Annotated in this window: 24 protein-coding genes; 20 read left to right on the top strand and 4 right to left on the bottom strand. The window is 65.5% G+C overall.

Translation table 11 applies throughout. From position 1 onward, the window contains the following. The first annotated feature begins 14 nt into the window (after positions 1 to 14). The 3 genes from purD (at position 15) to F6X59_RS15325 (ending at position 4,888) form a co-directional block, all read left to right on the top strand. On the top strand, positions 15 to 1,310 hold the full coding sequence (gene purD, locus F6X59_RS15315; RefSeq protein ID WP_152956935.1) for a phosphoribosylamine--glycine ligase: 1,296 nt from the start codon (positions 15 to 17) through the stop codon (positions 1,308 to 1,310). A 135-nt stretch (positions 1,311 to 1,445) separates the two neighbouring features. After that, a complete protein-coding gene (locus tag F6X59_RS15320; RefSeq protein WP_372240401.1) occupies positions 1,446 to 4,223 on the top strand; it encodes a response regulator in 2,778 nt (925 codons plus the stop codon). A 68-nt stretch (positions 4,224 to 4,291) separates the two neighbouring features. Next, a complete protein-coding gene (locus F6X59_RS15325; protein ID WP_152956937.1) occupies positions 4,292 to 4,888 on the top strand; it encodes a MarC family protein in 597 nt (198 codons plus the stop codon). 9 nt (positions 4,889 to 4,897) lie between these two features. On the opposite strand, the gene cobJ is transcribed toward F6X59_RS15325, so the two are convergent. The 4 genes from cobJ to cobG are packed head-to-tail and all read right to left on the bottom strand — an operon-like array spanning position 4,898 to position 9,273. Next, positions 4,898 to 6,604 (bottom strand): precorrin-3B C(17)-methyltransferase, encoded by a 1,707-nt coding sequence (gene cobJ / locus F6X59_RS15330; protein WP_152956938.1) that lies wholly within the window; start codon positions 6,602 to 6,604, stop codon positions 4,898 to 4,900. Continuing rightward, on the bottom strand, positions 6,592 to 7,326 hold the full coding sequence (locus F6X59_RS15335; RefSeq protein WP_152956939.1) for a precorrin-2 C(20)-methyltransferase: 735 nt from the start codon (positions 7,324 to 7,326) through the stop codon (positions 6,592 to 6,594). Before F6X59_RS15335 ends, cobJ begins: the two co-directional genes overlap by 13 nt. Then, positions 7,323 to 7,949, bottom strand: coding sequence for a precorrin-8X methylmutase (locus tag F6X59_RS15340; protein ID WP_152956940.1), 627 nt, complete (start codon positions 7,947 to 7,949; stop codon positions 7,323 to 7,325). Before F6X59_RS15340 ends, F6X59_RS15335 begins: the two co-directional genes overlap by 4 nt. Next, on the bottom strand, positions 7,942 to 9,273 hold the full coding sequence (cobG, locus tag F6X59_RS15345; protein WP_152956941.1) for a precorrin-3B synthase: 1,332 nt from the start codon (positions 9,271 to 9,273) through the stop codon (positions 7,942 to 7,944). Before cobG ends, F6X59_RS15340 begins: the two co-directional genes overlap by 8 nt. Before the next feature lie 180 nt (positions 9,274 to 9,453). On the opposite strand from cobG, the gene cbiE reads away from it, so the two are divergent. The 17 genes from cbiE (at position 9,454) to urtD (ending at position 26,381) form a co-directional block, all read left to right on the top strand. Continuing rightward, positions 9,454 to 10,665 carry a precorrin-6y C5,15-methyltransferase (decarboxylating) subunit CbiE gene (gene cbiE, locus F6X59_RS15350; protein WP_152956942.1) on the top strand — a complete coding sequence of 404 codons (1,212 nt, stop codon included), beginning with the start codon at positions 9,454 to 9,456 and terminating at the stop codon, positions 10,663 to 10,665. Further along, positions 10,658 to 11,752, top strand: a complete 1,095-nt coding sequence (locus F6X59_RS15355) for a cobalt-precorrin-5B (C(1))-methyltransferase (protein ID WP_152956943.1) — start codon at positions 10,658 to 10,660, stop codon at positions 11,750 to 11,752. Before cbiE ends, F6X59_RS15355 begins: the two co-directional genes overlap by 8 nt. Further along, positions 11,749 to 12,477 carry a cobalt-precorrin-6A reductase gene (locus F6X59_RS15360; protein ID WP_152956944.1) on the top strand — a complete coding sequence of 243 codons (729 nt, stop codon included), beginning with the start codon at positions 11,749 to 11,751 and terminating at the stop codon, positions 12,475 to 12,477. The genes F6X59_RS15355 and F6X59_RS15360 overlap by 4 nt, the downstream gene beginning before the upstream one ends. Before the next feature lie 81 nt (positions 12,478 to 12,558). After that, on the top strand, positions 12,559 to 12,789 hold the full coding sequence (gene vapB, locus F6X59_RS15365) for a type II toxin-antitoxin system VapB family antitoxin (RefSeq protein ID WP_152956945.1): 231 nt from the start codon (positions 12,559 to 12,561) through the stop codon (positions 12,787 to 12,789). Next, positions 12,789 to 13,208: a tRNA(fMet)-specific endonuclease VapC gene (vapC, locus tag F6X59_RS15370; protein ID WP_152956946.1), complete on the top strand. Its 420-nt coding sequence runs from the start codon at positions 12,789 to 12,791 to the stop codon at positions 13,206 to 13,208. The genes vapB and vapC overlap by 1 nt, the downstream gene beginning before the upstream one ends. A gap of 120 nt (positions 13,209 to 13,328) precedes the next feature. Beyond that, complete coding sequence (locus F6X59_RS15375) at positions 13,329 to 13,766, top strand: NfeD family protein (RefSeq protein ID WP_152956947.1); 438 nt, start codon at positions 13,329 to 13,331, stop codon at positions 13,764 to 13,766. A 27-nt stretch (positions 13,767 to 13,793) separates the two neighbouring features. Beyond that, complete coding sequence (locus tag F6X59_RS15380; RefSeq protein ID WP_152956948.1) at positions 13,794 to 14,648, top strand: SPFH domain-containing protein; 855 nt, start codon at positions 13,794 to 13,796, stop codon at positions 14,646 to 14,648. 120 nt (positions 14,649 to 14,768) lie between these two features. Beyond that, entirely contained in the window at positions 14,769 to 15,158 is a 390-nt protein-coding gene (locus tag F6X59_RS15385) for a DUF2946 domain-containing protein (RefSeq protein WP_152956949.1), read from the top strand. 46 nt (positions 15,159 to 15,204) lie between these two features. Next, on the top strand, positions 15,205 to 15,690 hold the full coding sequence (locus tag F6X59_RS15390; protein WP_152956950.1) for a copper chaperone PCu(A)C: 486 nt from the start codon (positions 15,205 to 15,207) through the stop codon (positions 15,688 to 15,690). Between the two features lie 25 nt (positions 15,691 to 15,715). Then, the gene (locus tag F6X59_RS15395; protein WP_152956951.1) at positions 15,716 to 16,153 is read left to right on the top strand and encodes a DUF2946 domain-containing protein; all 438 of its coding nucleotides are present in this window, start codon (positions 15,716 to 15,718) and stop codon (positions 16,151 to 16,153) included. Between the two features lie 66 nt (positions 16,154 to 16,219). Continuing rightward, a complete protein-coding gene (locus tag F6X59_RS15400) occupies positions 16,220 to 18,277 on the top strand; it encodes a TonB-dependent copper receptor (protein ID WP_152956952.1) in 2,058 nt (685 codons plus the stop codon). A 58-nt stretch (positions 18,278 to 18,335) separates the two neighbouring features. After that, positions 18,336 to 19,703, top strand: a complete 1,368-nt coding sequence (locus tag F6X59_RS15405) for a PepSY domain-containing protein (protein WP_152956953.1) — start codon at positions 18,336 to 18,338, stop codon at positions 19,701 to 19,703. A 172-nt stretch (positions 19,704 to 19,875) separates the two neighbouring features. Continuing rightward, positions 19,876 to 21,282, top strand: coding sequence for a D-serine/D-alanine/glycine transporter (gene cycA, locus F6X59_RS15410; RefSeq protein WP_152956954.1), 1,407 nt, complete (start codon positions 19,876 to 19,878; stop codon positions 21,280 to 21,282). 274 nt (positions 21,283 to 21,556) lie between these two features. Next, positions 21,557 to 22,822 (top strand): urea ABC transporter substrate-binding protein, encoded by a 1,266-nt coding sequence (urtA, locus tag F6X59_RS15415; protein WP_152956955.1) that lies wholly within the window; start codon positions 21,557 to 21,559, stop codon positions 22,820 to 22,822. A 138-nt stretch (positions 22,823 to 22,960) separates the two neighbouring features. Beyond that, positions 22,961 to 24,448 (top strand): urea ABC transporter permease subunit UrtB, encoded by a 1,488-nt coding sequence (gene urtB, locus F6X59_RS15420; protein ID WP_152956956.1) that lies wholly within the window; start codon positions 22,961 to 22,963, stop codon positions 24,446 to 24,448. Next, positions 24,448 to 25,527, top strand: a complete 1,080-nt coding sequence (urtC, locus tag F6X59_RS15425; RefSeq protein WP_152956957.1) for an urea ABC transporter permease subunit UrtC — start codon at positions 24,448 to 24,450, stop codon at positions 25,525 to 25,527. Before urtB ends, urtC begins: the two co-directional genes overlap by 1 nt. Further along, positions 25,524 to 26,381, top strand: a complete 858-nt coding sequence (gene urtD / locus F6X59_RS15430) for an urea ABC transporter ATP-binding protein UrtD (protein ID WP_152956958.1) — start codon at positions 25,524 to 25,526, stop codon at positions 26,379 to 26,381. The genes urtC and urtD overlap by 4 nt, the downstream gene beginning before the upstream one ends.

Below are 26,381 nucleotides of genomic sequence, written 5' to 3' on the forward strand. Positions count from 1 at the left end.
TTCGAGGTTTTGACATGAAAGTTTTGATCATCGGCAGCGGCGGCCGTGAGCACGCCCTGGCCTGGAAAGTCGCCCAGGACCCACGCGTCGAGAAAGTCTTCGTTGCCCCAGGCAACGCCGGCACCGCCATCGAGCCCAAGTGCGAGAACGTCGCCATCGACGTCTGCGCCCTGGAGCAACTGGCCGACTTCGCCGAGAAGAACGTCGACCTGACCATCGTCGGCCCGGAAGCGCCGCTGGTGATCGGCGTGGTCGACCTGTTCCGCAGCCGTGGCCTGGACTGCTTTGGCCCGACCAAGGGCGCGGCCCAGCTGGAAGGCTCCAAGGCCTTCACCAAGGACTTCCTGGCGCGCCACAAGATCCCGACCGCCGACTACCAGAACTTCACCGAGATCGAGCCGGCCCTGGCCTACCTGCAGGAAAAAGGCGCACCGATCGTGATCAAGGCTGACGGCCTGGCTGCAGGCAAGGGCGTGATCGTCGCCATGACCCTGGAAGAAGCCGAAGCCGCCGTGCGTGACATGCTGGCCGGCAACGCCTTCGGCGAGGCGGGTTCGCGGGTAGTCATCGAAGAGTTCCTCGACGGCGAAGAAGCCAGCTTCATCGTCATGGTCGACGGCCACAACGTGCTGCCAATGGCCACCAGCCAGGACCACAAGCGCGTCGGCGACCAGGACACCGGCCCGAACACTGGCGGCATGGGCGCCTACTCGCCTGCCCCGGTAGTTACCCCGGACGTGCACCAGCGCGTGATGGACCAGGTGATCTGGCCGACCGTGCGTGGCATGGCCGAAGAAGGCAACGTCTACACCGGCTTCCTGTATGCCGGCCTGATGATCGACAAGGCGGGCAACCCCAAGGTCATCGAGTTCAACTGCCGCTTCGGCGACCCTGAGACCCAGCCGGTCATGCTGCGCCTGGAGTCGAGCCTGGTGCTGCTGATCGAAGCCGCCTTCGCCAAGGCGCTGGACAAGGTCGAAGCACAGTGGGATCCGCGTCCAAGCCTGGGCGTGGTGCTGGCTGCCGGCGGTTACCCGGGCGACTACGCCAAGGGCGACGTGATCAACGGCCTGGAGGCTGCGGCCAAGATCGAAGGCAAGGTATTCCATGCCGGTACTTCGCTGAAGGACGGCCAGGTCGTCACCAACGGCGGCCGCGTGCTCTGCGCCACCGCCATGGGTGCCAGCGTTGCCGATGCCCAGCAACAGGCCTACCGCCTGGCCAAGGAAGTGAGCTGGAACGGCAGCTTCTACCGCACCGACATCGGCTACCGGGCCATCGCCCGCGAGCGCGGTGAGCACCAGCAGTAAGTTGTACCGGATTGCCGCAGCACCTTGTGCATGCGGCATCCGGCTCGTCGACAGGGCCCCATGCGGGCCTTGCCTTCGACTTGGCGCGCCGCGCATAGTTAGCATCTGGCACATCGGCTAGGAAGGGATCTCGTAGTGCGTCGGCTTCGGATTGCCACAGCTCTGATCGTCAGCTTGCTGACCCTGTTCTGCCTGTTGCCGGTTTCGGCCGAACAGGGCGGAGGCTGGTCCGTTCTGCTCGATGAACAGGCCAACCTGCAATTGAGCGACGTGCGCTCCGATCGCTATCGCAGCCAGTTCAGCCCGATCACCCTTGGTGAACTCGATGCCGCACCGGCCGAACAGGCCCTGTGGTTGCACTATCGCCTGGAACCGGGTGATCAGGAGCAGCTGCTGCGCATCTTCGCCCCCGACCTGTCCCGCCTCGATCTGTACGCCCTCGATGGCGACAGGCTGCTGCGCCAGCTGCACCATGGCCGCCAGGCCGGCAGCGGCACTGGCAGCCCGACCCTGCGCGGCAGCGACCATGTATTGCCCTTGCCCAACAGCCAGCACGCGCTGGACATCTACCTGCGCCTGGTCTCGGAGCACCAACTGCGCCCGGCGATCAGCCTGGAGCCTGCAGCGGTAGCGGCTTCCGACCATAGCCAACCCTTGCTGTTCGGCATGCTGTTCGGCGGCCTGGTGATGCTCATCCTGCATAACCTCATCCGCTTCATCTATACCCGCTCCAGCACCACCCTGTACCTCGCCCTGTACCACGGCCTGATGCTGCTCAGCGGCCTGATCCTGCTCAACCTCAGCGGCCCGTGGTGGCATCTGTGGCACAGTGCGCAAACCCCGGCCGCCTACCTGACCCTGGTGCTGGCCGGCCTGTCGGGGCTGTATTTCACCCAACATTTCTTCGCCCCCTGCAACTCACCGCGGCTCAACCGCCTGCTGCAGGGCGAAATGCTGGTCGCTGCTGTCAGCGGCCTGATTCTGCTGTTCGTCGACACCTTGCCACTCAACCTGATGACCTATGCCCTGCTGGCCATCGGTAGCGTGACCATGCTGCTGGCCAGCAGCTACCACTGGTACAAGGGCTATGCGCCAGCACGGCTGTTCAGTATCGCCATGCTGGTGTTCAACCTTGGCGGCCTGGTGCTCCTGCCCGCCCTGCTTGGCCTGACCCGCACCTCCACGCCCTGGCTACTGTGCATCCTGCTGGGCATGACCGTGGTCAGCGGCCTGCTGCTCAACCTGGCCGTCAGTGAGCGCTTGCGGCGCATCAGCGAAGAACGCTTCAGCGCCAGCCGCGCACTGGCCGCCAGCGATGCCGAGATCAACGCCAAGGCGGAATTCCTGGCCAAGATCAGCCACGAAATCCGCACCCCCATGAACGGTGTCCTGGGCATGACCGAACTGCTGCTCGGCACGCCGCTGTCGGTCAAGCAGCGCGACTATGTACAGACCATCCACAGCGCCGGCAACGAGCTGCTGACGCTGATCAACGAGATTCTCGACATTTCCAAGCTCGAATCGCGGCAGATCGAACTCGATGACGTGCAGTTCGACCTCAACGCCCTGATCGAAGACTGCCTGAACATTTTCCGCGCCAAGGCCGAGCAGCAGAACATCGAGCTGATCAGCTTCACCCAGCCGCAGGTGCCGCAGGTCATCAGTGGTGACCCGACACGCCTGCGCCAGGCGCTGTCGAGCCTGCTGGAAAATGCCCTGAAGAACACCTCCCAGGGCGAGATCCTGCTGGTGGTGGCACTGGACCAGCGCGGAGAAACCCCGCGCCTGCGCATTGCCGTGCAGGACAGTGGGGATCCGCTGCCTGCTGCCGAGCGCGAAGCCTTGCTGCAGGCCGAACTGCACAGCCACCACTTCCTCTCCAGCAACAAGCTCGGCGGCCACCTCGGGCTGGTCATCGCCAAGCAGCTGATCGGCCTGATGCAAGGCGAGTTCGGCATCAAGAGCAGCACCAGCATGGGCAACACACTGTGGCTGACCTTGCCGCTCGACCCATCACGCCTGGAGCAGCCACCGGCAGACCTGGACGGCCCACTGCGCGACGCCCGCGTGCTGGTAGTGGACGACAACGACACCTGCCGCAAAGTGCTGGTGCAGCAGTGCAGCGCCTGGGGCATGAATGTCAGCGCGGTGCCGTCCGGCAAGGAGGCGCTGGCCCTGCTGCGAACCAAGGCGCACCTGCGCGACTACTTCGACGCGGTGTTGCTGGACCAGAACATGCCGGGCATGACCGGCATGCAGCTGGCGGCCAAGATCAAGGAAGACCCGAGCCTGAACCACGACATCCTGGTGGTGATGCTCACCGGCATCAGCAACGCGCCCAGCAAGGTCATCGCGCGCAATGCCGGGGTCAAGCGCATTCTCGCCAAGCCGGTTGCCGGCTATACGCTCAAGACCACCCTGGCCGAAGAACTGGCGCAACGCGGCCGCGAGCAAACCGTGCCGGCTCCGTTGCCCGGCGCGCAGGGCACACTTGAGCTACCGAACGACTTCCGGGTGCTGGTGGCCGAAGACAACAGCATCTCGACCAAGGTCATCCGCGGCATGCTCGGCAAGCTCAACCTGGAGCCCGATACCGCCAGCAACGGCGAGGAGGCCTTGCAGGCGATGAAGGCACAGCGTTACGACCTGGTACTGATGGACTGCGAAATGCCGGTGCTGGACGGTTTCTCCGCAACCCAGCAGCTGCGTGCCTGGGAAACCACCAACCAGCGCCAGCGGACTCCAGTGGTGGCGCTCACCGCGCATATACTGGCAGAGCACAAGGAGCGCGCACGGCTGGCCGGCATGGACGGGCACATGGCCAAGCCGGTGGAGCTGTCGCAGTTGCGCGAGCTGATCCAGTACTGGGCCAATCAGCGCGAAGCCAAGGCTGACCCTGCGCATACTTCCTGATTGCCAGTGCGAACAACCGCTATGCGGCTGATACACTTCTCCTCACCTTCCCTGCCAAGGGCTACCCAATGCTCCACGAGTTGTTCAGTGTCTACCTGAAAATGCTGGTGCTCTATAGCCCGTTCTTCGTGCTGTCGTGCTTTATCAGCCTGACCCGTGGTCATTCCAGCAAGGAGCGCAAGCAGCTGGCCTGGAAGGTGGCCTTCGCCGCGCTGGTGGCCAGCGTGCTGCTCTATCTGTTCGGGCGGGTGATCTTCGGCATCTTCGGCATCACCGCCGACGCCTTCCGCATCGGTGCCGGTAGCGTGCTGTTCATTTCGGCATTGGGCATGGCCCAAGGCAAGCCGGCCGTGCAGGCCGACAACGTGCAGCAGGACGTGACCATCGTGCCGCTGACCATTCCACTCACCGTCGGCCCCGGCACCATCGGTGCACTGCTGGTGATGGGCGTTGGCCAACCCCACTGGGACGACAAGCTGCTGGCCATCATCAGCATCGCCCTGGCCAGCTTCACCGTCGGCCTGGTGCTGTACCTCTCGCACGGCATCGAAAAACTGCTCGGTGACCAGGGCCTGCAGATCGTCAGCCGCTTGATGGGGCTGTTCGTCTGCGCCCTGGCGGCGCAAATCATCTTCACCGGCATCAAGGGCTACCTGGTCGGATAGCCCTCGTGCTCAGGGCGCGACCGGGTACCAGCGTGGGGTGTACACCCACTGCCCGCCATTGGCGCGGTCGAAGGTGCAGGTAGTGGACGAACCGACCAGTACCATGGTGCGCATGTCGACCATCTCCGGCGTCAGCTCGGCCAAGGTCACCACCCTCAGCGTCTGCCCCGGCCGGCCGATATCGCGCCCCAGCACCACCGGCGTCTGCCCATCACGGTGCCGGCGCACGACCTCCAGTGCCGTGCCAAGCTGGTGCGGCCTGGATTTGGAAATCGGGTTGTAGAAGGCCAGTACCAGGTCGGCCTGGGCCGCCAGGTCCAGGCGCTTTTCGATGATCGACCAAGGCTTGAGGTTGTCCGACAGCGACATCACGCAGAAGTCATGCCCCAGCGGCGCACCCGCTTGCGCGGCGGTTGCCAGCGAAGCCGATACCCCTGGCAGGATCTCGAGGTCGACACGGTGCCAGGCAGGGTCGCTGGACTCATGCAGGGCTTCGAGCACCGCCGCCGCCATGGCGAATACACCCGGGTCGCCCGAAGACACCACCACCACCGAGCGGCCCAGGGCCGCCAGCTCGAAGGCATGCCGCGCACGCTGCATCTCTTCACGGTTGTCGGTGCAGTGCTGCACCTGATCGTCACGGAACGGCCCGGCCATGCGCACGTAGGTCTCGTAGCCGAGGATATCTTCGGCACGCGCCAGCTCGGCCTTTACGGCAGGCACCATCAGCTCGGCAGCGCCAGGGCCCAGGCCGATCACCGCCAATCGGCCACGCTTGCGGCCCAGGCTTGCCGTGTCGACCGGCCGCGGGGCCGCTGCGATGACCAGGCCCGACTGTTCGATCAGGCGAGCCTCGGGCAACGCCTCGGCTGCCATGTTGGCCAAGGTGCCGTTCATTGCCGCGAAACGCAGCACGACACCCAGTTCGGCGGCGGCCTCGTGCAACGATGGCTCGGCCATCGCCTGCTCGGCGACCAGCAGGCAAGCCAGCGAGGGCTCGGCAATGCCGGCCTCACGCAAGGCGCCACGCACCTGCTCGGCCAGACCGGGCCCGCCTGCAGCAAGCGCCACCACCACACTGCGCGGGTGGATCAGCAGCTCGTCACGGCTGGCCACGCGCGCGTCACAGCCGACATGGATGGTGCGCCGGGCCGTGTCACTGGCCGGCAGGTGTGCCTGCGCAAGCCACGGTGCATCGCCCTCGACACGCACGCTTTCGCCGGCCAGCAGGTCGGAGACAAAGCGCTTGCCCTGCTCGAGGTCCGCCAGGGCATAGCCTTCGGGTGGGTTGAGCAGGCAGGTGCCGAAGCGCAGTTCACCACTGGTGGTGATCGCCGCCGCCACACCCAGCGCTTCGCCGAGTTCGCGCGCCATGACGTTGACCCCGCTCAGGCCGCCCAGCAGCGGCACCACCGCGCTGCCGTCCTCGGCCACGGCCAGTACCGGCGGCTCTGCACCTTTTTCATCGAGCAGGCTGGCCAGGCTGCGGATGACGATGCCGGCTGCACACAGCGCGATAATCGGGGTGGCCTGCTGGTACAGCACGCGCAAGGTGTCGCCAAAGCCGTCGTAATACTGATCGGCGCCCTCGACCCGGCCACGCAGGCCGTGGATGGTCGCCTGTGGATAACACTGCTGGATACGCTGCGCCGTAGCGAGGCTGCCGCCACCGAGGATGACGATGGCCGGCGCCTGTTGCCTGTTCAGCCCTGCCATTTTTCCCCCGGCACGATGATCAGCGAGAAGTACGGCGAGGACTGCGGGTCCACCGCGTCCAGCGGCACGATCTTCTGGTTGGCCATGGTCGCCCGCTCGACATACAGCGCGCGCCCGTCCAGGCCCAGTTCGGCGAGCACCTGGCGCACCTTGGGGAAGTTGCGGCCCAGCTTCATGATCACCGCCGCATCGGCGTCTGCCAGCCGGCGCTTGAGCTCTTCGGCCGGCAACACGCCCGACAGTACCGACAGGCTCTGGTTGCGATACACCAGCGGCGCGCCCAGTACCGAGGCGCCACCGAGCATCGAACAGACGCCCGGGACCACTTCGGCCTCATGCTGCTGGGCCAGGCGGTCATGCAGGTACATGTAGGAACCGTAGAAGAACGGGTCACCTTCGCAGATCACCGCCACATCGCGGCCGGCATCCAGGTGCTCGGCTACCTGTACGGCCGCTTCATCGTAGAAATCGCTGATCACCTGCTCGTAGGACAGCGGCGCAGGCAGTGCCTCGGTAGTCACCGGGTACACCAGCGGCAGCAGGGTCTGCTCGGCTTGCAGGTGCGCCTCGATGATGCCGAAGGCGTTGCCGCGCTTGCCCTTGGCCACGAAGTAGGCCACCACGGGTGCCTCGCGCAGCAGGCGCAGTGCCTTGACGGTGATCAGTTCAGGGTCGCCGGGGCCTACGCCCAGGCCCAGCAGTCGTCCGCGCGGCGCCATCATTCCACCTCCGTGGCCAGGGCGTTGACCGCGGCAGCGGCCATCGCACTGCCGCCCAGGCGGCCTTGCATGATCACGAACGGCACGCCGCGGCTGTCGGCAGCGAGCATCGCCTTGGACTCGGCGGCACCGACGAAGCCGACCGGGAAGCCGAGGATCAGAGCGGGCTTGGGCGCGCCGGCATCGATCATCTCCAGCAGGTAGAACAGCGCGGTCGGGGCATTGCCGATCACCACCACGCTGCCTTCCAGGTGCGGGCGCCACAGCTCCAGGGCAACGGCGGAGCGGGTGTTGCCGGCATCCTTGGCCAGGCCTGGCACGCTCGGGTCACGCAAGGTGCAGATCACCGGGTTGTTGGCGGGCAAGCGTGCGCGGGTGATGCCTTCGGCAACCATGTGCGCGTCGCAGAGGATCGGCGCGCCATTGGCCAGGGCCTCACGACCGGCGCGGCCGGCACCTTCGGAGAACTGCAAGCCATCGATGGCCTCGACCATGCCGCAGGCATGGATCACGCGCACGGCGAGTTTTTCCAGGTCTGCGGGAATCCGTTCGAGGCGGGCTTCCTCGCGGATGATCCGGAAGGAATTGCGATAGATCTCCTGACCATCGCGGATGTAGTCAATCATCAAGGTGCTCCGTCGGCAGGGCGAGCATGGCGCCTGCTTCATTCAAGGTAAGGTCGGTGCCGCGCAGGGCACCCAGGCCCGGCAAGTGCGCGTCACGCAGATACAGGTCATAGCGGCCAGGTGCACGGGCCAGCAAGGTAGCCGGGGCAACATGGGCCACGGCACAGGAACGGGGGCAACCGGACAGGTGCACGCTGCCGGGCGCGCCACTGCCCAGCAGCGCCGCCAGCTCGACGGCATCGGCCTTGGTCTCGGCCAGGCCCTTGGCGCAGCCACTGCTGCCGGTGCAGGCGACCATGCGCGCCAAAGGCTCATCGGCCTGGCAGAGCAGGCCCAGCGCCGATAGCGCGGCACGGGCCTGTTCCAGGCCGGCTGCAGTGATATTGGTCAGCATCAGGCTTTGCCACGGGCTCAGGCGCAGGCTGCCATCACCCCATTGGCGGGCTACCCGGGCAGCCCCCCGCAACATGGCGGGCGACAGGCGGCCCAACGGTGGCGCTACGCCCAACGCCATGCCATCGCGCTGGGTCACAGCCCCCAGCCATGGGTGTTCGGCCGCTTGGCGATGCCATTCAAGTACCGCCGTGTCACGGCGGATTTGCACACCGAGGCTGTTGATGAAGACCTCGGCCGGGCAGCCTTGCAGCAGTTGGCGCATGCGCGACTGCTCCGGGCTGGCCAGGTCGAGGAAGCGATCGAGCACCGCACGCACCAACGCCAGGCCCTGCTCCAGCGGCACCGCACCCAGCACCTGGCCATCGGCCGGGCAGCTGGCCAGGCCGAATGCCAGCCAGTCGCGCTGTTCCAGGCGCAGTGCCGAGAGCCACAAGTCGTGGGGGTGATCGAGCATCGCCACGCCCTCACCACCGTCCAGTTGCACAGCGAACTTGGCCGACAGCTCATGGAAGCGCGGCGTGCCTTGCAGCAAGTCGAGGATCTGCCCGGCCAAGGGGCGTACATCCAGCAGCATCGACGGATCATGCCCAGCCAGGGGGCTGAGCATCAGGTTGCGCACGTCATCGCTGGCGGCGTCACGCGGACCAAGGCCGGCGGCCAGCAGGCATTCGACCAGCCCGGCATGATCGCTGCCAATGCCGCGGATCTGCAGGTTGCCGCGGTTGGTGGCCTCGATCACCCCACCGGCGAAACGCTCGGCTGCCGCTGCCACCGCGTCTGCCTGGTCGGCCAGCAGCAGGCCACCGGGCAGCTTGATGCGGCAGATGCCACCGTCACGGGCGCTGACGATGCGCCACAACCCCGGGCAGGCCGAGGGACGGGGTGATGCTACGGGCGTGTTGGCTGGGGTCAAAGGGGCGTCCGGCAATCGCTGAAAATGCGCTTGAGTGTAGAAGGCGCGGTATTATGCCTGCTTTGTCCGGCGGCATGAAAAACCGGTGGTCGAGCATCCACAGCAATTGAGCAGAAATTCAGGACCGCGTCGCCCTTTTCGCGGGTAAACCCGCGATGGGGGCGAAGCGGCCGCAAAAATGGCGGAACGAAACACATGACCCCCTGGCTGACAGTAGTAGGCATCGGCGAAGACGGCTTCAGCGGCCTGGGCAAACAGGCCCGGCGCGCCCTGCTGGGTGCCTCGCGGATCATCGGCAGCCCGCGCCAGCTGGCCCTGCTGCCGCGCTGCATCGGCGCCGAGCGGCAAGACTGGCCGACCCCGTTTTCCCTCGCACCGGTGTTGGCCCTGCGCGGTGAGCCGGTGTGCGTGCTGGCCAGCGGCGACCCGATGTTCTTTGGCGTCGGCGCCAGCCTGGCGCGGCAGGTGCCGGCTGCAGAAATGCAGGTGCTGTCGATGCCCTCTTCCTGTGCCCTGGCCGCCGCCCGCCTGGGCTGGCCGCTGCAGGAGGTGCAGGTGGTGTCGGTGGTCGCACGCCCGTTGGCGGCGCTCAATGCCAACCTGTACAGCGGCCAGCGCCTGCTGGTGCTGAGCAACGACGGCGATAGCCCTGCGGCGATCGCTGCACTGTTGCGTGAACGCGGTTTCGGGCCCAGCCGCCTGCACGTGCTGGAGCACCTCGGTGGTACGGCCGAGCGTCATCTCTGCGGCACCGCCGATGACTGGCCCCACAGCGAAATCGCCGCCCTCAACCTGGTCGCCATCGAGTGCCTGGCCAGCCCGGACGCCATGCGTCTGTCGCCTGTGCCCGGGCTGCCGGATAGCGCCTTCCGCCACGACGGCCAGCTGACCAAGCGCGATGTGCGCGCCATCACCCTGGCGCGCCTGGCGCCGCAGCCCGGCGAATTGCTATGGGATGTCGGCGCCGGTTGCGGCTCGATCGGCATCGAATGGATGCGCGCCCACCCGGCCTGCCGCACCCTGGCCATCGAAGCCGACGAAGGTCGCCAGGGCTTCATCGAATACAACCGTGATGCCCTCGGCGTGCCTGGCCTGCAGCTGGTTCGCGGCAAGGCACCCGACGCCCTGGGCGAACTGGAACGCCCGGATGCAATCTTCATTGGCGGCGGTGTTACCCGCGAGGGTGTGTTGCCACTGTGCTGGGAACGCTTGCGTCCCGGTGGGCGGCTGGTGGCCAATGCGGTGACCCTGCAAAGCGAACTGGCCTTGGCGCATTTCCGTGAACAGCACGGCGGCGAGCTGACCCGTATCCATGTCGCCCAGGCCCAGCCACTGGGCGCCTTCGACACCTGGCGCCAGGCACTGCCGATCACCTTGCTCGACGTGGTGAAACCCCTCGATGCGTGAAGAAACCCGCGAGCAACCCGCGCCCCTGCGCAGCGGCCTGACCACCGGCAGCTGCGCCACCGCCACCAGCCTGGCCGCGGCCAAGTTGCTGCTGACTGGCCAGTGCGATGACGCGGTGAGCATCACCCTGCCCAAGGGCAAGGTGGTGCAGATGCGCCTGGAGTTCTGCCGCCTGGTAGACGAACGCGCTGAAGCCGGCACGCTCAAGGATGCCGGCGACGACCCGGACGTCACCCACGGCGCCCTGCTCTACAGCCAGATCCGCCTGCAGGCGCAACCCGGCATACGCTTCGTCGCAGGCCAGGGCGTCGGTACCGTCACCCGCCCCGGCCTGGTGCTGGCGGTGGGTGAGCCGGCGATCAACCCGGTGCCACGGCGGATGATCAGCGAGCACCTGCAGCAGTTGGCTGACGACTGCGGCTATCCGGGCGGCTTCGAGGTCACGGTCAATGTGCAGGGCGGCGAACAGCTGGCGCTGAAGACCATGAACCCGCGCCTGGGCATCCTCGGCGGGCTGTCGATTCTCGGCACCAGTGGTATCGTCCGGCCTTTCTCCTGCGCGGCGTATATCGCCTCGATCCACCAGGGTATCGACGTCGCCCACACCAACGGCTACACCCACATCGCCGCCTGCACCGGCAACGCCAGCGAAGACACCATGCGCCGGGTCTACAACCTGCCCGAGATCGCCCTGATCGAGATGGGCGACTTCGTCGGCGCAGTGCTCAAGCACGTACGCAAGGTACCGGTGCCACGCCTGACCTTGTGCGGTGGTTTCGGCAAGATCAGCAAGCTGGCTGCCGGCCACATGGACCTGCACAGCCGCCACTCCAGCATCGACCTGCCGCAACTGGCTGGCTGGGCCGCGGACATCGGCGCCGACGCCGAGCTGCAAGCGGCCATCATTGCCGCCAACACCAGCCAGCAAGCACTGGCCCTGGCACATGCCGCCAGTATCGCCCTGGGCGACGCGGTGTGCGCCCATGCCCTGGCCTTCGCCCGCAGCGTGGTGCCAGCCCAGGTGCAGGTCGAAGTGTTTGCCATTGACCGCCAGGGCGGCATCGTCGGCAAGGCAGGTGTGCAATGAACCACCGTATCCTGCTGCTCGGCGGCGTCACCGAAGCCTTGGCCATCGCCCGCCAGCTCGGCCCCGAACACGTCTACAGCCTGGCCGGCATCGGCCGCGTGCCGCAGGACCTGGCGTGCCAGGTAAGGGTCGGTGGCTATGGGGGCGCTGAGGGCCTCGCCGCTTACCTGCGTGAAGCTGGCATTACTCTGCTGATAGATGCCACCCACCCGTATGCCGCGCAGATCAGCCGCAACGCGGCCAGCGCCGCGCAGACCGCCGGCATCCCCTGCTGGGCCTTGCGCCGCCCGGCCTGGCAGGCGCAACCGGGGGACGACTGGCGCGACGTGGAAGACTGGGCAGGGCTGATCGAGGCGCTCAAGCCGTTCAAGCGACCACTGTTCACGCTCGGGCGCGAGCCGCTGCAACATCTTGCGGAGATTCCGCCGGAGCAGTTCTGGACCTTGCGCGCGCTGGAAGCCTGCGCGGGCAATGAGCGCTGTGAGGTAATCGGCGCACGTGGGCCGTTTCAGATCGAGGACGAGCGGGCGCTGTTCGAACGCCGCCGCATCGATGTACTGGTCAGCAAGAACAGTGGCAGCGTAGCGACCGAGCCTAAGCTCGATGTAGCGCGGGAACGCGGCGTGCCGGTGCTGATACTGAAACGCCCTGCATTACCTGTGGTGGATCAGGAATTCACCCAGACAGGCCTATTGCTGACCAAGATCAAGGACTGTTTGAAATGACGCCAGAGCGTATATCCCATTGACATATACGCCCTCTCACTTAAACCCGGTCACAGTTTGCTGCTTCCAAGGAGGCCCATCATGGAGCAAGGTGCAGTCTTCAAAAGTAACCGCAGCCAGGCCATCCGTTTGCCGAAATCCGTTGCCCTTCCCGATGAAGTGACCCGCGTAGACATCGTTGCCGTGGGGCGAACCCGCATCATCAGCCCAGCAGGTGAGTCATGGGACAGCTGGTTTGATGGCAACGACGCAAGTACGGACTTCATGGCCAGCCGTGATCAACCTGCCGACCAGGAACGCGAAGGGTTTTAATGCTCAGGTACATGCTCGACACGAACATCTGCATCTTCACTATCAAGAACAAACCACAATTGGTTCGTGAAGCGTTCAACCGCCACCACGGTCAGATGGCCATCAGTACCGTTACGTTAATGGAGCTGGTGTCTGGCGCAGAGAAATCAGCACACCCCGAGCGCAATCTTTCGGTAGTGGAAGGCTTCGCTGCCCGCCTGGAAGTACTCGATTACGATAATCAGGCAGCCGAACACAGTGGGCAACTACGTGCAGAATTGGCACTGGCTGGAACACCGATCGGTCCATTCGACCAGCTGATAGCTGGCCATGCCCGGGCTCGGGGGCTGGTGCTCGTAACCAACAACCTGCGTGAATTCCAACGAGTCCCAGGTTTGAGAGTTGAAGACTGGCTGGCCAATCCTGCCGTCCGGGCCTAACGCGGAAATTTCCTCCCCATCACCTCCTCATCGGCAACGAAACACTCAGAAATTTCCAAGTGGCCATTCGCCCACTGAGCCCCGTAGACTTTGCGCCTCCCCTTGGAAGGCGTGATTCATATGGAAATGCAATGGTGGATCTGGCTGGTCTTCGGTATCGGCCTGATCCTGCTCGAACTGGTCCTGCCCACGTTCTTCATCATCTGGTTCGGCATTGGTGCCGTGCTGGTCTCGCTCATCGCCCTGGCCGCCCCCACCCTGCAACTGGATATGCAGGTGCTGCTGTGGGTGCTGTTCTCCTCGGTAACCACGTTCCTCTGGTTCAAGCTGTTCAAACGCAAGCAACCGGACGTGCGCTGGACTGCCGACAGCGTGATCGGTGAAGTCGGGCTGCTGACCAGCAGTGTCTCGCCATTCCAGAAAGGCCGCGTGCGTTTCCAGAAGCCACTGCTCGGCAACGAGGAATGGACCTGCGTCGCCGACAGCGACATCCCGGCAGGCGAGCGTGTGCGGCTCGTCACCATCGAAGGCAATACCGCCCGGGTAGTCCGGGCCTGAATCGGCATTTAAAAGGAAGTTTGCATCATGACCAGTCTCATCGTCGTCGGCGCCATCGCCCTGTTTGTCCTGATCACCGTGTTCAAGGGGGTGCGTATCGTGCCCCAGGGCGAGGAGTGGATCGTCGAGCGCCTGGGCCGCTACCACAGCACCCTCAAACCCGGCCTGAACATCGTCATCCCGTACATGGATGTGGTTGCCTACCGCCTGCCGACCAAGGACATCATCCTCGACGTGCAGGAGCAGGAGATCATCACCCGTGACAACGCGGTGATCGTCGCCAACGCCCTGTGCTTCGCCAAGGTGGTCGACCCGCAGAAGGCCTCTTACGGCGTGCAGAACTTCTCGTTCGCCGTCACCAGCCTGACCATGACCTCGCTGCGCGCCATCGTCGGCGCCATGGACCTGGACGAAGCGCTGTCGAGCCGCGAACAGATCAAGGCGCGCTTGCGTGAAGCGATGTCCGAGCAGACCGAAGACTGGGGCGTGACCGTGCGCTCGGTGGAGATCCAGGACATCAAGCCGTCAGAGAACATGCAGCTGGCCATGGAACGCCAGGCGGCCGCCGAGCGTGAGCGTAAAGCCGACGTGACCCGTGCCGAGGGGGCCAAGCAGGCGGCGATCCTCGAAGCCGAGGCGCGCCTGCAGTCGGCCAAGCTGGATGCCGAAGCGCAAATCAACCTGGCCGAGGCCTCGGCGCGGGCCATTTCGCTGGTCAAGGAAGCGGTGGGCAACGAGACCGTACCGGCCATGTACCTGCTGGGCGAGCGTTATGTGGGAGCCATGGAGAACCTGGCCAGCAGCAGCAATGCCAAAGTCGTGGTGCTGCCAGCGGACCTGCAGGAGACCGTGCGCGGGCTGATGGGCCGCAACAAGGCTTGAGCATTCCGGGGCTGCTTCGCGGCCCCAAACCACCCCGCCTGCGTCACTTCACCGCACCCCAGCATTTTTACCTATACTCCGCCTTACAATACCGCCCACGATTCCTGACCGGATCTCTCCATGCCCCCACGTCGGCACATTGCCTGGATAGCCTGCCTAGCAGTGCTGTTCAACCTGCTGGCCATGCCGCTGTCTTCTGCCGCGCCCAAAAGCCCGGCCGAGCAGCTGCTGTGGGGGGCTTTCTGTTCCAGCCTGGCCGGCAAGGCCAAGGCCGATGTCCAGGCCCTGGCCAAGATCGACCTCGGCACGCAAAGCGACCAGCACGCCAACATGCAGCACTGCTGGTGCTGTTCGGGCGCTGCACCGCTGCTGGCCCTGCCGGGTTATCCGCCGCAACTGCACAACCCGCCGACGCTGTTGGCCGGGCGCGAGCCGCCACCTGCCAGTTACCAACCCACGCCGCGCCAGCTATGGCCCGCGCTCAATCCCCGTGCCTCTCCGCTGGTCTGAGTTCATCACGCTGTCTGCCTGAACCTGAACCGATCGGAGACTCACCATGCTCAAGCAAGCCCTTGTCCTGGCTGCCCTGTTGCTGCCCGGCGCCTACGCCAACGCCCATGAATACACCGTGGGCGACCTGCACATCGCCCACCCGTGGTCACTGCAATTGCCGCCCAACGCTCCTAACGTTGCCGCCTATTTCGTCGTGCACAACAACGGCAAGGCCGATGACCGTCTGCTGGGTGTCGACAGCCCGATCAGCGATGACGCACAGCTGCATGAGCACGCCATGAGCGCCAGCGGCGCGATGAAGATGCAGCAGGTACAAAGCGTGGCAGTGCCCGCCGGCAAAGACCTGGTGTTCGCCCCCAGCGCTTACCACGTGATGCTGATGCAGCCCAAGGACCGCAGCCTGCTTACCGACGGCAAGCGCTTCCCGCTGACCCTGCACTTCGAGAAGGCTGGCGACATCACCGTCGACGTGGCCGTTCAGAAGCAGGCGCCAGCGGACCAGCCCCAGGGCCACGAACACGCGCACTGACGCCCGCTGACAGGCGCTCGCCAACATGAGCCTGCCGCGCAACAGTTTCAGCCGTACCACCCGCCCTGAACGCAGGCGCGTCGGTGGCGGCTGGCTGAGCCTGTTCGCCATGTGGATGATCTTCATCGGCCCGCTGATTTCCCAGTCGATGCCGATGGACCACCACGCCGGCATGAGCATGCCGATGGACATGTCGATGTCCATGCCTGCGGCCCACGGCAATGGCAGCGATACCCATCACGGCCACGGCAACGATGGCCAGTTGCATGTGATGTGGGAAAAGTGTGGCTACTGCAGCCTGCTGTTCAACTGCCCGGCCTTGCCGCAAACCCTCAGCCCGCTCAGCGTCGCCAGCGCAGTTCCCCCCACCCTCCTCCCGGCCCCCACGCGCCAGGGCCATGCCCGGCAGGCTGTGTTCCCCGGTGCGCGCAGCCGCGCGCCGCCCCTTTCGATCAGCGTCTGACACCCCCGTTATCGCCCGGAGCCAGGAGGCTTCGCGCACACTCATGACTGATCGACTGGAATCATTATGTCCGGCTGCACCCCTGTTTTATTCCCATCCCTGCGAGGGACATTCGCTGCGCTGTGCGGCTCGCTGCTCGCGCCCATGGCCCTGGCTGCCGAACCTGGCCATGAAGGCCCTGAGGCCGAGCTGAGCCCGACGGTGATCACCGCGCTTGCGCCGAGCTCGCCGCTGACTGTGGTCACCAACCCCAAGGACCCGCGCCAACCCGTGCCGGCCAGCGACGGGGCCGACTACCTGAAGACCATCCCCGGCTTCTCGGCCATCCGCGCCGGTGGCACCAATGGCGACCCGGTGCTGCGCGGCATGTTCGGCTCGCGCCTGAACATCCTCACCAACGGCGGCGTGATGCTCGGCGCCTGCCCCAACCGCATGGACGCCCCGACCTCCTACATCGCCCCGGAAACCTACGACCGCCTGACCGTGATCAAAGGCCCGCAAAGCGTGATCTGGGGGCCAGGCGGCTCGGCGGGCACCATCCTCTTCGAGCGTGAGCCGGAGAAGTTCGGCACCCTCGGCAGCCGGGTCAACGCCAGCCTGCTGGCCGGCTCCAACGGCCGCTTCGACAAGGTGCTCGATGCGGCGGCCGGCAACAGCCAGGGCTATGCGCGCTTCGTCGGCAACCAGTCGCACTCGGACGATTACCACGATGGCAACGGCGACACCGTGCCTTCGCGCTGGGAGAAATGGAACGGCGACGTGGCCCTGGGCTGGACGCCCGACCAGGACACGCTGCTCGAACTCACCGCCGGCAAGGGTGACGGCGAGGCACGCTATGCCGGCCGTGGCATGGATGGCGCGCAATTCAAGCGCGAAAGCCTGGGCCTGCGTTTTGAAAAGTCCAACCTCGGCGAGGTGCTCGACAAGGTCGAGGCGCAGGTCTACTACAACTACGCCGACCACGTGATGGACAACTACAGCCTGCGTACCCCCTCGGGCACCGGCATGATGGCCGGCCCCATGGCCGCCGCCGTCGACCGCCGCACCTTGGGTGCACGGATCAAGGCCACCTGGCGCTGGGCCGACGTGCAACTGGTCAGCGGCATCGATGCGCAGACCAACGAGCACCGCGCACGCAGCGCCATGGGCATCGACACCTACAAGGACAAGCCCTGGGAGAAGGACGCCGACTTCCACAACTACGGCGCATTCGGCGAACTGACCTGGTACGCCACCGCTGAAGATCGCCTGATCACCGGCGCCCGCCTGGACCGCGCCTCGGCCCGGGACTTCCGCGATGACAGCACCACCAACGGCGACACCCGCGCCGACACGCTACCCAGCGGTTTCATCCGCTACGAGCACGACCTGGCAGCGCTGCCGGCCACCACCTACATCGGCCTCGGCCACGCCCAGCGCTTCCCGGACTACTGGGAACTGTTCTCCCCGGACCAGGGCCCTGCCGGCTCGGTGAATGCCTTCGACAGCATCAAGCCCGAGAAGACCACCCAGCTCGACTTTGGCATCCAGTACCGCGACGAGCGCCTGGACGCCTGGGCCTCGGGCTATGTCGGGCAGATTCGCGACTACATCCTGTTCGACTACCGCACCGGGATGATGGGCATGAGCAGCTCCCAGGCACAGAACATCGACGCCCGCATCATGGGCGGCGAACTGGGCGCGGCCTACAAGCTGACCGAGCGCTGGAAGGCCGATGCCACCCTGGCCTACGCCTGGGGCAAGAACAGCAGCGACGGCAAGGCACTGCCGCAGATGCCGCCGCTGGAAAGCCGCCTGGGCCTGACCTACAGCCGCGACAGCTGGAGCGCCGGAGCGCTGTGGCGCCTGGTGGCTGAGCAGAACCGCATCGCCGAAAACCAGGGCAACGTGGTCGGCAAGGACTTCGACAAGAGCGCCGGCTTCGGCGTGTTCTCGCTCAACGGCGCCTACAAGGTGAACCACAACCTCAAGCTCAGCGCGGGGGTCGACAACCTGTTCGACAAGGCCTACGCCGAGCACCTGAACCTGGCCGGGAATGCCGGGTTCGGCTACCCGGCCAATGATCCACAGCCGGTGAACGAGCCAGGCAGGACCTTCTGGACCAAGGTCGATTTCAGCTTCTGACAACAACAACGGGCGCGGCTTCGGGCGCGCCCATCAGCTGGTCAAACAGGAGGTTCCCATGAGCGGAACACGCGTTTCCTTCTACAACCTGGCCTGGCGCTGGCACTTCTATGCCGGGCTGTTCGTCGCCCCTTTCATGATCCTGCTGGCACTCACCGGGATCATCTACCTGTTCAAGCCGCAGCTCGACCCGCTGCTGTACCGTGACTTGATGGTGGTCGAAGCCGGCCACCACCGACAGGGCGCCGACACGCTGCTGGCTGAAGTGCGCCAGGCCTACCCGAAAGGCCATGTCGGCCAGTACCTGCCGCCGATCAATGCCGAGCGCAGCGCGCAGTTCGTGGTGCATGACGCTGGCCGCGAGCTGAACGTGTTCGTTGACCCGTACAGCGGCAAGATCCTTGGCGAGCAGGACGGCAAGCAGAACCTGCAGGCCATCGCCCGCGCCCTGCACGGCGAACTGATGGTCGGCACGGTCGGTGACCGCCTGGTGGAACTGGCTGCCGGCTGGGGCATCGTGCTGGTGGTGTCTGGCCTGTACCTGTGGTGGCCACGCGGGCGCAACGGTGCCGGCGTGCTGTGGCCACGCTTCGCGGCGAAAGGCCGGTTGTTCTGGCGCGACCTGCATGCCGTGACCGGGTTCTGGGGTTCTGCCCTGCTGTTGCTGATGCTGGTCAGCGGCATGACCTGGACCGGCCTGTGGGGCAAGCAGTACGCCGATCTGTGGAACCGCTTTCCGGCTGCAATGTGGAATGACGTGCCCAAGTCGGACCAGGAGGCGCGCGAACTGAACAGCGCGCATCGCCAGACCGTGCCATGGGCGATGGAGAACACGCCGATGCCGCAATCCGGCGCCCATGCCGAGCATGCCGGGCACCACAGGATGGACAGTGCACCGGCCGCGCCACAGGTCAGCCTGCAGCAGGTGGAAGACATCGCCACGGCGCGCCAGGTCGCGCCGGGCTACAGCATCACCACGCCGACCACTGCCGAAGGCGTGTACACCATCGCCGTGTTCGCCGACGACCCGCGCAACGATGCCACCCTGCATGTCGACCAGTACACCGGCAAGGTGCTGGCCGATGTGCGCTGGCAGGACTACAGCCCGGTGGCCCGCGCTACCGAGCTGGGCGTGATGCTGCACGAGGGCAAGATGTTCGGGGCGCTGAACCAGATCATCATCCTGCTGGTGTGCCTGATGATCCTGCTGGGTTCGGTGAGCGGCCTGGTGATGTGGTGGAAACGCCGGCCGGAGGGTGGCCTGGGCGTACCGCCGCTGCGCCATGACCTGCCGCGCTGGAAGGCGGCAGTGGGGGTGATGCTGGTGCTGGGCGTGATGTTCCCGCTGGTGGGGGTGTCGATGGTGGTGATGTGGGTGGTGGATAGCCTGCTGGTGAAGCGCCGCCGGGTGCTGGCCAATGCCTGAGTGTTGACCTGCACCGGCCTCTTCGCGGGTAAAGCCGCGAAGAGGCCGGCACAGGAGAAATGCTGCACCGCAATAGTCGAGTCGATCTGTCGCGCGTCTATCTGGCACGAGCGTGTTAGCCTACCCGGCTACCTCTGACAAGCAGACTGACCTTTCAAGGGATTGCAGCTTTATGACGCAAACTTCTCCGACTGCGCCAGGTGACCAGCATCTGCAGCGCAACCTGACCAACCGCCATATCCAGCTGATCGCCATTGGCGGCGCCATCGGCACCGGGCTGTTCATGGGCTCGGGCAAGACCATCAGCCTGGCCGGGCCGTCGATCATCTTCGTCTACATGATCATTGGCTTCATGCTGTTCTTCGTCATGCGCGCCATGGGCGAACTGCTGCTGTCGAACCTCAACTACAAGTCGTTCATCGACTTCTCCGCCGACCTGCTCGGCCCCTGGGCTGGCTATTTCACTGGCTGGACCTACTGGTTCTGCTGGGTGGTCACCGGCATCGCCGACGTGGTCGCGATCGCCGCCTACACGCAATTCTGGTTCCCCGACCTGCCGCAGTGGATACCGGCGCTGACCTGTGTCGGCCTGCTGCTGTCGCTGAACCTGGTGACAGTGAAAATGTTCGGCGAGCTGGAGTTCTGGTTCGCCCTGGTCAAGATCGTCGCCATCCTCGGCCTGGTGGTTACCGGCCTGTACATGGTCATCACCGGCTTCACCTCGCCGAGCGGGCGCACTGCACAACTGGCCAACCTGTGGAACGATGGCGGCATGTTCCCCAATGGCCTGATGGGCTTCTTCGCCGGCTTCCAGATCGCCGTGTTCGCCTTCGTCGGCATCGAGCTGGTGGGCACCACCGCAGCTGAAGCGAAGAACCCCGAGCGCACCTTGCCACGGGCGATCAACTCGATCCCGATCCGCATCATCGTGTTCTACGTGCTGGCGCTGATTGCGATCATGGCGGTAACCCCATGGCGCGACGTGGTACCGGGCAAAAGCCCGTTCGTGGAACTGTTCGTGCTGGCCGGTCTGCCGGCAGCGGCGAGCATCATCAACTTCGTGGTGCTGACCTCGGCCGCTTCGTCGGCCAACAGCGGCGTGTTCTCCACCAGCCGCATGCTCTATGGCCTGTCCCAGGAAGGCGATGCGCCCAAGGCGTTCGAGAAACTGTCGAGCCGCTCGGTGCCGGCCAACGGCCTGTACTTCTCCTGCACCTGCCTGCTGCTGGGCGCGGTGCTGATCTACCTGGTGCCAAACGTGATCGAAGCGTTCACCCTGGTCACCACCGTCTCGGCGGTGCTGTTCATGTTCGTCTGGACGCTGATCCTGCTGTCGTACCTGAAGTACCGCACGCACCGCGATGCGCTGCACCAGGCGTCGAAGTACAAGATGCCGGGCGGGCGCTTCATGTGCTACGTGTGCCTGGCGTTCTTCGCCTTTATCCTGGTGTTGCTGAGCCTGGAAGCAGACACCCGCTCGGCGCTGGTGGTGACGCCGATCTGGTTCCTGCTGCTGGCGGTGACCTACCAGTTCGTGCGTAGCCGCCGTCATCCGCGCTCGGCGGTGCGTAACGGCTGATGGCCAAGGGGGCTGCTTTGCAGCCCATCGCCGGCAAGCGCGGCTCCCACCTGGGAACGCAATTTCCTGTGGGAGCCGCGCTTGCCGGCGATGGGCCGCACAGCGGCCCCAATCCTGTGCACACAAATCTCCAAGGCACCAACCTGGATCGGCTAAACGCCCCAACACCTCGCACAACCCCTCTATCACGCACCTTCCGCCACTAGGCACACCCCTTGCAACGCCCCTCCCCGCTTGGCCAACACCATAAAAAAACTCAGCGGAGAGAGAGCACATGAAGCGTCGCAGTCTGATCAAGGCCTTTACCCTCAGCGCATCCATTGCCGCCATGGGCCTGAGCTGGAGCATCCAGGCCGCCGAGACCATCAAGGTCGGCATCCTGCATTCGCTGTCCGGGACCATGGCGATTTCCGAGACCTCGCTCAAGGACATGGCGCTGATGACCATCGACGAGATCAACGCCAAGGGCGGTGTGAATGGCAAGCTGCTCGAACCGGTGGTGGTCGACCCAGCCTCCAACTGGCCACTGTTCGCTGAAAAGAGCCGCCAGCTGCTGACCCAGGACAAGGTCGCAGTGGTGTTCGGCTGCTGGACCTCGGTTTCGCGCAAGTCGGTGCTGCCGGTGTTCGAGGAGCTCAACGGCCTGCTGTTCTACCCGGTGCAGTACGAGGGTGAAGAGATGTCGCCCAACGTGTTCTACACCGGCGCCGCGCCCAACCAGCAGGCCATCCCGGCCGTCGAGTACCTGATGAGCGAGGATGGCGGCAGCGCCAAGCGCTTCTTCCTGCTGGGCACCGACTACGTCTACCCGCGCACCACCAACAAGATCCTGCGCGCCTTCCTGCACAGCAAGGGCGTGGCCGACAAGGACATCGAAGAGGTCTATACCCCGTTCGGCCATGCCGATTACCAGACCATCGTCGCCAACATCAAGAAGTTCTCCGCCGGCGGCAAGACCGCGGTCATCTCCACCGTCAATGGCGACTCCAACGTGCCGTTCTACAAGGAACTGGCCAACCAGGGCCTGAAGGCCACCGACGTGCCGGTGGTGGCGTTCTCGGTGGGCGAAGAAGAGCTGCGCGGCATCGACACCAAGCCGCTGGTGGGCCACCTGGCGGCCTGGAACTACTTCGAGTCGGTGGATAACCCGGTCAACCAGAAGTTCGTCGCCGACTGGAAAGCCTACGCCAAGGCCAAGGGCCTGCCGGGGGCCGACAAGGCCGTGACCAACGACCCGATGGAAGCCACCTACGTGGGCATCCACATGTGGGCCCAGGCGGCCGAGAAGGCCAAGTCCACCGATGTCGACAAGGTCCGCGAAGCCTTGGCCGGGCAGACCTTCAAGGCACCGTCGGGCTTTACCCTGACCATGGACAAGACCAACCACCACCTGCACAAGCCGGTGATGATCGGCGAGATCCAGGGTGACGGGCAGTTCAGCGTGGTCTGGGAGACCGAGCAGCCGCTGCGGGCACAGCCTTGGAGCCCGTTCATCCCGGGCAATGACAAACGGCCTGATTACGCGGTGAAAGGTAACTGAGTGCATGGGGCCGCTATGCGGCCCATTCGCGGGTAAACCCGCTCCCACAGGTACGGTGCAAGGTCTGAAACCGGCGCGGTCCCTGTGGGAGCGGGTTCACCCGCGAAGAATCCACCGCCGATTTTCAGGATTACCCGCATGCTCAGACTGCTGCTCACCCTGCTCCTGCTGATCCCCCTGGCCACCCAGGCCAGCGAGGGCGAATTCTTCCTCACCGCCAAGCCCGCCGAGCAGGCTCAACTGCTCGAAGGCTGGGCGGCACAACCCGATGCCGCGCGCCTGCCGCTGCTGGACAACCTGCGCCAAGGCCGCATCGCCGCCGATGACACCCGCAAGGTGCGCCTGAACAACCGCCTGCGCGGCCTGATCGACAACGCCCTGGCCAGCCACCAGCTGCTCAGCGACAACACCGCCACGCGACTGGCTGCCGCCCAACAACTGCAAAAGAGCGCACAACCGGCGCAGATGGCCTTCCTCGACCGGCGCTTCGCCCTCGAAGTGGACCCCGCCGTGCACGCTGCCCTCGGCCTGGCCCTGGCCAACCTGCAACTGGGCGCCAGCGAACCGGCCGTGCGCCTGGCTGCGGTGCGCCTGCTCGGCGACACCGGCGACCCGCTGGCCCGCACCCGCCTCGAAGCGCTGTTGCAACCGGACGCCGAAAGCGACGCGGCCGTGCGCACCGCCGCCGAAACCAGCCTGGCCCAGGTCAAGCGCAAACTGCTGGTCGGCGAACTGCTCGGCCAGGCCTTCAGCGGCCTGTCGCTGGGCTCGATCCTGCTGCTGGCCGCACTCGGCCTGGCGATCACCTTCGGCCTGCTCGGGGTGATCAACATGGCCCACGGCGAGATGCTCATGCTCGGTGCCTACAGCACCTACATGGTCCAGGTGCTGCTGCAACGCTACGCGCCCGGCGCCATCGAGTTCTACCCGCTGATCGCCCTGCCGGTGGCCTTCGCCGTCAGCGCCGGGGTCGGCATGGCCCTGGAGCGCACGGTGATTCGCCATCTCTACGGCCGACCGCTGGAAACCCTGCTGGCGACCTGGGGCATCAGCCTGATCCTGATCCAGGCCATCCGCCTGCTGTTCGGTGCGCAGAACGTCGAAGTGAGCAACCCGGCCTGGCTGTCCGGCGGCATTCAGCTGCTGCCCAACCTGGTGCTGCCGTACAACCGCCTGGTGATCATCGGCTTCGCCCTCGCCGTGGTCCTGCTCACCTGGCTGCTGCTCAACCGCACACGCCTGGGCCTGAACGTGCGCGCCGTCACCCAGAACCGCAACATGGCGGCCTGCTGCGGCGTCTCCACCGGGCGCGTCGACATGCTTGCCTTCGGCCTCGGCTCGGGCATCGCCGGCTTGGGCGGCGTGGCCTTGAGCCAGGTCGGCAACGTCGGCCCGGACCTGGGCCAGAGCTACATCATCGACTCGTTCCTGGTGGTGGTGCTCGGCGGTGTCGGCCAATTGGCCGGCAGCCTCTGGGCAGCGTTCGGCCTCGGTATCGCCAACAAGCTGCTTGAGCCGCAGATTGGTGCGGTGCTCGGCAAGATCCTCATCCTTGCGTTGATCATTCTGTTCATCCAGAAGCGCCCGCAAGGCCTGTTCGCCCTCAAGGGACGGGTAATCGACTGATGAACCAGCCACTGCTTGTCACCGCTTCGCAAAAGGCCGGGCCGCGGCTGTCGCTGGCCATCGGCGCGGTCGTCGTCACGCTGCTGCTGGCCCTGCCGCTGCTGTCGCTGCTGCCGGCTGATCACTCGCTGCAAGTTTCGGCCTACACCCTGACCCTGGTCGGCAAGATCCTCTGCTACGCCATCGTCGCCCTGGCCCTGGACCTGGTCTGGGGCTATGCCGGGCTGCTGTCGCTGGGCCACGGCCTGTTCTTCGCCCTCGGCGGCTACGCCATGGGCATGTACCTGATGCGCCAGGCGGCCGGCGACGGCCTGCCTGGGTTCATGACCTTCCTGTCGTGGAGCGAACTGCCGTGGTACTGGGCCGGCACCCAGCACTTCGCCTGGGCCCTGTGCCTGGTGGTGCTGGCGCCAGGGTTGCTGGCGCTGGTGTTCGGCTGGTTCGCCTTCCGCTCGCGGATCAAGGGCGTGTACTTCTCGATCATGACCCAGGCCCTGACTTTCGCCGGCATGCTGCTGTTCTTCCGTAACGAAACCGGCTTCGGCGGCAACAACGGCTTCACCAGCTTCCGTACCATCCTCGGTTTCGACATCGCCGCGCAGGGCACTCGCGCGATGCTGTTCCTGCTCACCGTCGGCCTGCTTCTGGCCAGCCTGTACCTGTGCTGGCGCCTGACCCAAAGCAAGTTCGGCCGCCTGCTCACCGCCGTGCGCGACGCCGAGAACCGCCTGATGTTCTGCGGCTACGACCCGCGTGGTTTCAAATTGCTGGTGTGGGTGCTCAGCGCCGTACTGTGTGGCCTGGCCGGTGCGCTGTACGTACCGCAGGTGGGCATCATCAACCCCAGCGAAATGTCACCGACCAACTCCATCGAAGCCGCCGTGTGGGTGGCCCTGGGCGGGCGTGGCACGCTGATCGGCCCGCTGCTCGGCGCTGGCCTGGTCAATGGCATGAAGAGCTGGTTCACCGTGGCGTTCCCGGAGTTCTGGCTGTTCTTCCTCGGTGCGCTGTTCATCCTCGTCACCCTGTACCTGCCCAAGGGCGTGGTCGGCCTGTTGAAGAAAAGGAGCCAGCCATGAGAGGCGTGCCCCCGGTCCACCCGGAATTCATGCTGGAACCTGTGTTCGACAACCTCGGCGCCGGCCGCGACGCCATTGGCCTGGGCCAAAGCCGCAAGGCCGGTCTCGATACCCGCCACGGCACGGTGCTGAGCCTTGAAGACATCAGCGTCAGCTTCGACGGTTTCAAGGCCCTCAATGCCCTGAACCTGTACATCGGCGTCGGCGAACTGCGCTGCATCATCGGCCCCAACGGCGCCGGCAAGACCACGATGATGGATGTGATCACCGGCAAGACCCGCCCCGACAGCGGCAGCGCTTTCTTCGGCGACACCCTCGACCTGACCCGCATGAGCGAATACCAGATCGCCCAGGCCGGTATCGGCCGCAAGTTCCAGAAGCCCACGGTGTTCGAGGCACTGACCGTGTTCGAGAACCTGGAGCTGGCGTTGAAGACCGACAAGTCGGTGTGGGCCAGCCTTGCGGCCCGCTTGAGCGGTGAACAGCAGCAACGCATCGAGGAGGTGCTGACCACCCTGCGCCTGCTGCCCTTGGCCCAGCGCCAGGCCGGCCTGCTGTCGCACGGGCAGAAGCAGTTCCTGGAGATCGGCATGTTGCTGGTGCAGGAGCCGCAACTGCTGCTGCTCGACGAGCCGGTGGCGGGCATGACCGATGCCGAGACCGAGTTCACGGCCGAGCTGTTCAAGGGCCTGGCCGGCAAGCACTCGCTGATGGTGGTGGAGCATGACATGGGCTTTGTCGGCAGCATCGCCGACCATGTGACCGTGCTGCACCAGGGCAGCGTGCTGGCGCAAGGGTCGCTGGAACAGGTGCAGGCGGATGAGCGGGTGGTCGAGGTTTACCTGGGTCGCTGA

The organism is Pseudomonas sp. MN1F (genome assembly GCF_009391885.1).
In the GTDB taxonomy this organism is placed as follows: Bacteria; Pseudomonadota; Gammaproteobacteria; order Pseudomonadales; family Pseudomonadaceae; genus Aquipseudomonas.

Excerpts from the sequence above, each read along its gene's own strand:
- purD (WP_152956935.1), top strand. The coding sequence starts at position 15 with ATGAAAGTTTTGATCATCGGCAGCGGCGGCCGTGAGCACGCCCTGGCC.
- F6X59_RS15325 (WP_152956937.1), top strand. The coding sequence starts at position 4,292 with ATGCTCCACGAGTTGTTCAGTGTCTACCTGAAAATGCTGGTGCTCTAT.
- cobJ (WP_152956938.1), bottom strand. The coding sequence starts at position 6,604 with ATGGCAGGGCTGAACAGGCAACAGGCGCCGGCCATCGTCATCCTCGGT.
- F6X59_RS15335 (WP_152956939.1), bottom strand. The coding sequence starts at position 7,326 with ATGATGGCGCCGCGCGGACGACTGCTGGGCCTGGGCGTAGGCCCCGGC.
- F6X59_RS15340 (WP_152956940.1), bottom strand. The coding sequence starts at position 7,949 with ATGATTGACTACATCCGCGATGGTCAGGAGATCTATCGCAATTCCTTC.
- cbiE (WP_152956942.1), top strand. The coding sequence starts at position 9,454 with ATGACCCCCTGGCTGACAGTAGTAGGCATCGGCGAAGACGGCTTCAGC.
- F6X59_RS15355 (WP_152956943.1), top strand. The coding sequence starts at position 10,658 with ATGCGTGAAGAAACCCGCGAGCAACCCGCGCCCCTGCGCAGCGGCCTG.
- F6X59_RS15360 (WP_152956944.1), top strand. The coding sequence starts at position 11,749 with ATGAACCACCGTATCCTGCTGCTCGGCGGCGTCACCGAAGCCTTGGCC.
- vapB (WP_152956945.1), top strand. The coding sequence starts at position 12,559 with ATGGAGCAAGGTGCAGTCTTCAAAAGTAACCGCAGCCAGGCCATCCGT.
- vapC (WP_152956946.1), top strand. The coding sequence starts at position 12,789 with ATGCTCAGGTACATGCTCGACACGAACATCTGCATCTTCACTATCAAG.
- F6X59_RS15375 (WP_152956947.1), top strand. The coding sequence starts at position 13,329 with ATGGAAATGCAATGGTGGATCTGGCTGGTCTTCGGTATCGGCCTGATC.
- F6X59_RS15380 (WP_152956948.1), top strand. The coding sequence starts at position 13,794 with ATGACCAGTCTCATCGTCGTCGGCGCCATCGCCCTGTTTGTCCTGATC.
- F6X59_RS15385 (WP_152956949.1), top strand. The coding sequence starts at position 14,769 with ATGCCCCCACGTCGGCACATTGCCTGGATAGCCTGCCTAGCAGTGCTG.
- F6X59_RS15390 (WP_152956950.1), top strand. The coding sequence starts at position 15,205 with ATGCTCAAGCAAGCCCTTGTCCTGGCTGCCCTGTTGCTGCCCGGCGCC.
- F6X59_RS15395 (WP_152956951.1), top strand. The coding sequence starts at position 15,716 with ATGAGCCTGCCGCGCAACAGTTTCAGCCGTACCACCCGCCCTGAACGC.
- F6X59_RS15400 (WP_152956952.1), top strand. The coding sequence starts at position 16,220 with ATGTCCGGCTGCACCCCTGTTTTATTCCCATCCCTGCGAGGGACATTC.
- F6X59_RS15405 (WP_152956953.1), top strand. The coding sequence starts at position 18,336 with ATGAGCGGAACACGCGTTTCCTTCTACAACCTGGCCTGGCGCTGGCAC.
- cycA (WP_152956954.1), top strand. The coding sequence starts at position 19,876 with ATGACGCAAACTTCTCCGACTGCGCCAGGTGACCAGCATCTGCAGCGC.
- urtA (WP_152956955.1), top strand. The coding sequence starts at position 21,557 with ATGAAGCGTCGCAGTCTGATCAAGGCCTTTACCCTCAGCGCATCCATT.
- urtB (WP_152956956.1), top strand. The coding sequence starts at position 22,961 with ATGCTCAGACTGCTGCTCACCCTGCTCCTGCTGATCCCCCTGGCCACC.
- urtC (WP_152956957.1), top strand. The coding sequence starts at position 24,448 with ATGAACCAGCCACTGCTTGTCACCGCTTCGCAAAAGGCCGGGCCGCGG.
- urtD (WP_152956958.1), top strand. The coding sequence starts at position 25,524 with ATGAGAGGCGTGCCCCCGGTCCACCCGGAATTCATGCTGGAACCTGTG.